This is a genomic window from Streptacidiphilus monticola, assembly GCF_042658505.1.
GTDB classification, from domain to species: Bacteria; Actinomycetota; Actinomycetes; order Streptomycetales; family Streptomycetaceae; genus Streptacidiphilus; species Streptacidiphilus monticola.
Map to the genome: position 1 here is coordinate 39,084 of NZ_JBHSQJ010000004.1, position 6,169 is coordinate 45,252.

5 protein-coding genes are annotated in these 6,169 nt (G+C 72.6%); 3 read left to right on the forward strand and 2 right to left on the reverse strand.

What is annotated here, in order from left to right; genetic code table 11:
• Window positions 1-58: 58 nt before the first annotated feature.
• Window positions 59-553 (reverse strand): hypothetical protein, encoded by a 495-nt coding sequence (locus ACFP3V_RS01030; protein ID WP_380578602.1) that lies wholly within the window; start codon window positions 551-553, stop codon window positions 59-61.
• 75 nt (window positions 554-628) lie between these two features.
• On the reverse strand, window positions 629-2,692 hold the full coding sequence (locus tag ACFP3V_RS01035) for a TolB family protein (RefSeq protein ID WP_380578604.1): 2,064 nt from the start codon (window positions 2,690-2,692) through the stop codon (window positions 629-631).
• Window positions 2,693-2,900: 208 nt separating this feature from the next.
• Between ACFP3V_RS01035 and ACFP3V_RS01040 the strand changes: the two genes are divergently transcribed.
• From ACFP3V_RS01040 to ACFP3V_RS01050, 3 genes are read left to right on the forward strand one after another with little or no spacing between them, the layout of a single operon-like run.
• Complete coding sequence (locus ACFP3V_RS01040) at window positions 2,901-3,554, forward strand: response regulator transcription factor (RefSeq protein ID WP_380578606.1); 654 nt, start codon at window positions 2,901-2,903, stop codon at window positions 3,552-3,554.
• A complete protein-coding gene (locus tag ACFP3V_RS01045) occupies window positions 3,545-4,813 on the forward strand; it encodes a sensor histidine kinase (protein ID WP_380578608.1) in 1,269 nt (422 codons plus the stop codon). Before ACFP3V_RS01040 ends, ACFP3V_RS01045 begins: the two co-directional genes overlap by 10 nt.
• A 38-nt stretch (window positions 4,814-4,851) precedes the next feature.
• Entirely contained in the window at window positions 4,852-6,129 is a 1,278-nt protein-coding gene (locus tag ACFP3V_RS01050) for a COG4705 family protein (protein ID WP_380578610.1), read from the forward strand.
• Window positions 6,130-6,169 lie beyond the last annotated feature (40 nt).

A 6,169-nucleotide genomic window follows, 5' to 3' on the forward strand; every position in this document is an offset into this window, starting at 1 on the left:
GCGGTGGCGTTCCGCGATGACGCGCCGTCATGTCGTCCGCGCTAGCAGGCAGCGTCCGTCAGCCGAGCCGGCGGAGCCTCTCCAGGGGATAGGGGGTCCGCCTGCTCCGGCGCTGGAAGGTGCGGTTGAAGTCGGACACCACCGCGGCGACCGGCGCGTGCCGGGCGACGGTCGCCGCGACCCCCTCCGGGAGGCCGCTGGGCCGCTCGCCCTCCGCGTAGGCGCGCACCAGCTCGTAACGGCGGTCCCGATCCTCCCTGCGAAGGCCGTGCAGAGCGGTGAGCAGCCAGTTCACCAGGTAGGTGACCGTGTAGCAGCGGTCCGGGAAGTCGGGCACCTCGAACAGGTTCGCCGTCGAGCGCACGTGCTCAGGGCGCAACTCCAGGTCGGTGAGCGGCACCCGCTTCACGGAGACCGGGTGCCCGGCGACCGACAACCGGGCCGACGTGCCGCCGATGCCCGCTCCGACCGGTTCGGCCGCGTCCACGAGATCGCACAGCGCGCGGTCGCTGTACCGGGCCAGGGCCGTGGAGACGGCACGGTACGCGGTCATGCGCGCGCCGCGCGACGTGTCGGGTTGCCGCACCGCGGGATCCATCGCGTGCCGACCTCATTTCCCGTTCTGCCGCTAGGTGTTCGCGAAGTAGCCGAAGCCGTCGGCGACCAACTGGAGGCTGCCGGAGGTGTGGAGGTGGAACGTGATGCTTCCCGCGCCCAGCTCGCCGGTCACCAGGTTGGACACCGTCTCGCCGGCCGTCCAGTCGAGGTTGGACGCCGCCGGCGGACTGGTCAGGCCGGGGAAGGCCACCAGATAGCCGGCTGCCCGTGCCTGGGTGACGGTGACGTTCAGCACGACCGCGCTCGCGTACGGGGGCGGGGCGGTCGACTTCTCGAAGCTGATGCCGAAGTCCACGTTCGGCGGGACGGGTGGATAGCCCCGGGTGTCGAGCAGCCGGGTCGGGGGCATCGGGTGGAAGAACTGGCCGCCCGCTCCGGCGGCGTAGGAGCCGAAGACGTCCGCGACCACCGCGACCGTGCCTGAACTGCCGTTGTAGAAATCGACTTTGCCGTCCGCTCCGAGGCGCACGACGACGTGGTTGGGCACGGTTTCCCCGGCGCTCCAGTTCAGGTCCGACGCGGCGGGCCGCGTCATCCCGTCCGGATACACCGTCAGATACCCGGCCGCCGTGGGCCCGGCGACGGTCACGTTCAGGACGACGGCGGTCACCCCGCTCCGCGGAACCGCGCCCCGGCCCGCGACCTGCAGCCGGACGGTCCCGTGCGGCTTGACCGGCGTCCTGGTGGACACGCCGACGGCGGCGCGGGTGTCCAGAATCCGGTGCGGAGGGGACGGGGTGAACTTCAGGCCGCTGCTGTCCCCGGTGTAGTAGCCGGCCAGGTCGGCCACCACGTGCGTGGTCCCCGTGCTGCCGTTGTAGAGGTCGAGCGCCCCGCCGGCCCCGACCGGCACGACCACCTGGTTCGGGATGGTCCGGCCCGCGGTCCAGTTCAGGTTGGACGAGGCGGGGCGCCGCGCACCGTCCGGAAAGACCGTCAGGTACCCGCTCGCCGTGGTCCGGGTCACCGTCACGTTCAGCACCACGGCCGTGGCCCCGGTCGGCACCGGTCTGCCCGCGGGCAGGACCAGCCGCAGCGTTCCGCGGGCGGCCAGCGGGGTGCGCGTCCGGACGCCGATCGCGTTGCGGGTGTCCAGCACCCGCGACGGCGGCACGGCGTGGAAGGTCGACGGCGTCCCGACGCTCGGCAACGGCTGTTCCACCACGAAGGCCAGGCCGCCGGGGGTCACCGTGTCGGCGGAGGTCGCCACGGCCAGCTCATGGCCGACGATCTGGGTCGGGTCCGTCCCGGGGTTCGCGTTGTAGAAGATCGTGGCGCCGTCCGGACTCCACTTGGGGTAGTCATGGTTGGCGGCGTTCGTCGTCAGCCGGCGGGCGCTGCCCGAACCGTCGGCGGCCTGGACGAACAGCTGGTCGTAGCCGAGCACGCGGCGCACGAAGACGATCCTGCCGCCGTCCGGCGAGACGTCCGGCTGGGCGCCGTCGGTGATGAGCAGCCTGGCGGAGCGCGAGCCCTGGTCCGTCCACAGGTCCGAGTGTCCGTTCGCGTCGTGCTCGAAGACGACCGCGCTGGTGCTCCGCGAGAGGGAGGGGAAGCGGTCGCTGCCGCCGGTGGCGGAGGCGAACCAGGGCTTCATGTCGCCGCTGCCGTGATGGTCGGTGATGTTCCAGGAGGAGGGCGTGTACTCCAGCCGGCTCTGCGCGCCCGGACTCGGCGTGGTGGCGGCGAACACGTACCCGCCGTCGCGGCTGTAGGCGGGCGTCGCATCGACGCCCGCGTCGAGCGTGTACGCCCCGGTCCCGTCGGGCAAGCCGGCGATCAGACCGCCGGCGCCGCTCTGGAAGATCACCCGACTGCCGTCCGGCGCCCAGGCCGGGGTCTGCCCCTGGTCCAGGCCGCCCGCGCCGCCGCCCGGGAACTCCACCAGATGCGAACCGTCGACGTTCTCCGTGGCGACACCCTGGTGGCCGCCGGAGATCACCACACCGGCCAGCAGCGGACCGGCCTTCCCCGGTAGCGCGGCCCGGGCCTGACCCACCGTCAGCGGCAGCACTGCTGCGGCCAGCGCCAGCACGACCACCGGGGCCGCCGGTCCGAAACGTCTATGGCGCACCGAAATCGCTCCCCCTGTCGCGGAGTTGAGGATCCGCACCCACCCCGGCGCAACGGCGTCGCAGAAGCCGACCGGGCAGAGGGCACGCTCCCACGAAAGCGCGGCCACCGGAAGCCCCCGAACGGGGCCACGACCGGCGCGGGACCCGCCGCCACGCCGCTGAGCAGTGCAAATGGAGAACTGCCGCCGGAGTATCTAGGGTCTGCGCGTGGCTCTCATTTCGGTGTGCGAAGACGACGCGGCGGTCCGCGACGTCCTCAGGCGCGCCCTCGAGCACGACGGCCACACGGTCCTCCCCGCCGCCACGGCGGACGGCCTGCTGGGTCGGCTCGACCCCGCCCCGGAGCTGGTCGTCCTGGATCTGGGCCTGCCGGACGCCGACGGCCGCGACGTGTGCGTCGCCCTGCGGGCACGCGGCGTCGACGCGCCGGTGCTGATGCTGACGGCGCTGGACGGCCTGCACCACAAGGTGAGCGGCTTCGAGGCCGGCGCAGACGACTACCTGACCAAGCCGTTCGACGTCCCCGAGCTGCTCGTGCGCGTGCGCGCCCTGCTGCGCCGGGCGACCGCGACGGGCGCGCCGGAGGGCGTCGTCCTCGATCCCGCCAGGCATGTAGTGGCCTTCGGGTCGAAGAGTGAGAGCCTGACGCCGACCGAGTTCCGGCTCCTCGGCAGGCTCATCGCCGCGCAGGGCGACGCGGTGCGCCGGCACGCCCTGGTCGCGGCCGGCTGGCCGCACGGTGCGCAGGTCAGTGACAACACCCTGGACTCCTTCGTGCGCCGGCTGCGGACCAAGCTCGGCGCACTGGGTGCGGCGGACCGCCTGGCCACGGTCCGCGGGGTGGGCTACCGATGGGAGTGACGGGCTTCCGCGGGAGGGTCGTCGCGCTCACCGTCCTGATCGCGACCGCCGTGGTCGCGGTGCTGGTGGTGGTCTCCCACGTGCTGCTGAGCCGGGTGACCGACGCCGACTCGATGGACCTGGCGCGCACCCGCGCCGAGGCCGTGGCGGCGAACGTCGCCGTCAGCGGCGGCCGCGTCGTGCTGACCGAGAGCGGCAACGAGGCGCTGGACTCGGTCTCGTGGGTGTACGCCGACGGCCGCCTCATCGACGGGATCGTGCCGGGCAGTGTGCTCGACCGCGTCGAGGCACTGGCCGACTCGGGCCGGTCGCAGACCGCGACCGTCGACCACTTCCTCCTCTACGCCCGCCCGATCCCGGTCGAAGGCCACCGCGTCGTCGTGGTCGTGAGGGTGGACCTGACACCTTACGAGACGTCAGAACAGCGCAGCCTGGTCCTGTCGCTGATACTGGGCGGCCTGTCGATCGTGCTCGCCGGCGGCGTCGCCTACCTGGTGGTGCGCCGTGCGCTGCGGGTGGTCCACGACATGGCCGCTCTCGCCGACGAGTGGGGCGACCACGAACCCGGCCGGCGGTTCGACCTCGGCACCCCGCGGGACGAGTTCGGGGAGCTCGGGCGGACGCTGGACCGGCTCCTCGACCGCGTCGACACCGCGCTCGAGGACGAGCGCCGCCTCACCCACGAGATCGCCCACGAGTTGCGCACGCCCCTGACCGTCCTGCGCGGCGAAGCCCAGCTGGCCCAGCTCTCCGACGACCCGCTGGCACCGGAGTCCGTCCTGCGCGAGGTCGACCGCCTCGACGCGGCGATCACGACGATCCTGGGGGCCGCACGGACGCGGATAGACGGCCGGACCCGCTGCGATCTGCGGTCAGCGGCCCGGCAGGCCATCGCCGGCCGCCGCGTCGAACTCGCCGTCCCGGACGGCATCGCGGTCGCCGTGGCGAGCGAGTTCGTGGTGGCGGTGCTGTCCCCGCTGCTCGACAACGGCCTGCGGCACGCGAGTTCACACGTGCGGGTCGCGGCCCGGGTCCGGCCCGAGGGCGTGGTCGTCGACGTTGTCGACGACGGCCCGGGGTTCGATCCCGCGGAGGTCGACCGGGTCTTCGAAGCGGGGGTCAGCAGCAGGGACGGGCACGGCCTGGGGCTGGCCGTGGTCCGGCGTCTCGCCGCGTCCGCCGGGGTCGAGGTGCGTGCCATCGCGGCTGGTCACGGTCGTGTCGAGGTGACGCTCCCCACGCCGCGGCGGGCCGCGTAGTCAGGTTGTGGGCAGGTTCGTCCCGGCAGCCTCGTCGCATGACAATGACGAGCGAAGCAGGCACGCGCAGCAGTCGGCGGCTGCGGCTGAACAAGGTCCCCGAGGTCACCGTCTGGTTCTGGGTGATCAAGATCCTCTGCACGACCGTCGGCGAGAGCTTCGCCGACTGGATCAACATGAAGCTGGGCGTCGGCCTGGTCGACACCGCCTGGATCTTCACCGCGGTCTTCGTCGTGGTCCTCGCCGTCCAGCTGCGGCTCAAGCGGTACGTCCCGTTCCCGTACTGGCTCACCGTGGTGGTCGTCAGCGTCACCGGCACGCTGTACACCGACATCCTGACCGACCAGCTCAATGTGCCGCTGTGGATCAGCTCCGCCGTGTTCTCGGTCCTGCTCGCGGTCGTCTTCGGCGTGTGGTGGCTGCGCGAGCGCACGCTCTCGATCCACTCCGTCACGACCCTGTCGCGCGAGTCGTTCTACTGGCTCACGGTCCTGGTCACCTTCGCCCTCGGCACCGCCACCGGCGACTGGACCCTCGATCTCACCGGCTGGAGCCCGGGCGTCTCGGTGCTGCTGCCGCTGGGGCTCATCGCGGCGATCACCGCGCTGTGGAAGTTCGGCGCGAACCCGGTGCTGTCCTTCTGGCTCGCCTACATCCTCACCCGGCCGCTGGGCGCCAACATCGGCGACTGGCTGGCCTCTCCGAAGGTCGCGCAGAACCCTGGCGACCCCACCGGCCTCGCCCTGGGCACCTTCACCACCAGCCTGATCTTCCTGGCGCTGATCCTGGCCACCGTCGTCTACCTGACCGCGACCCGCTCGGACGTGACCGAGACCTACGAGGCCACGCACCAGCCGCAGGTCGGCACTGATCCGCGCCGCGAGCGGACCGCCCTCGTGGGCTTCGGGCTCCTCGCCGCCGCCACCGCGGTCCTGCTCGTCTGGGCCCACAGCCGGCCGCACGTCGGCCCGGCGCCGGAGACGGACGCCACCTCCACGGTCCAACTCGCCCCGGGGCAGGCCGTGAAGAACTTCCCGGCCGCGAAGGTGAGCGCGCTGCGGGCGCTCGCCTCGACCTCGCTCAAGGACGCCAAGGCGGGCGACGCCAAGGGAGCCCACGCGGCCGCCCAGTCGCTGCGCGACCTGTGGGACGCCGACCAGTCCTCCCTCCAGCCGCTGGACGACACCGGCTGGACGGCCGTGGACGCGCAGATGGACAAGGTGCTCAAGACCTTCGGCATCGACCACCCGAACCCGCCCCTGCCGGCGGCGCAGCAGGAGGCCGAACTCACCACGCTGCTGGCGGACTTGCGCTGACGTTCCGGATCGACGCCGAGGCCGGCGACGCACCGGCGGG

What these genes read in the sequence shown, in the direction of transcription:
- ACFP3V_RS01030 (WP_380578602.1), bottom strand. Translation starts at nt 553, where the DNA reads ATGACCGCGTACCGTGCCGTCTCCACGGCCCTGGCCCGGTACAGCGAC.
- ACFP3V_RS01045 (WP_380578608.1), top strand. Translation starts at nt 3,545, where the DNA reads ATGGGAGTGACGGGCTTCCGCGGGAGGGTCGTCGCGCTCACCGTCCTG.
- ACFP3V_RS01050 (WP_380578610.1), top strand. Translation starts at nt 4,852, where the DNA reads ATGACAATGACGAGCGAAGCAGGCACGCGCAGCAGTCGGCGGCTGCGG.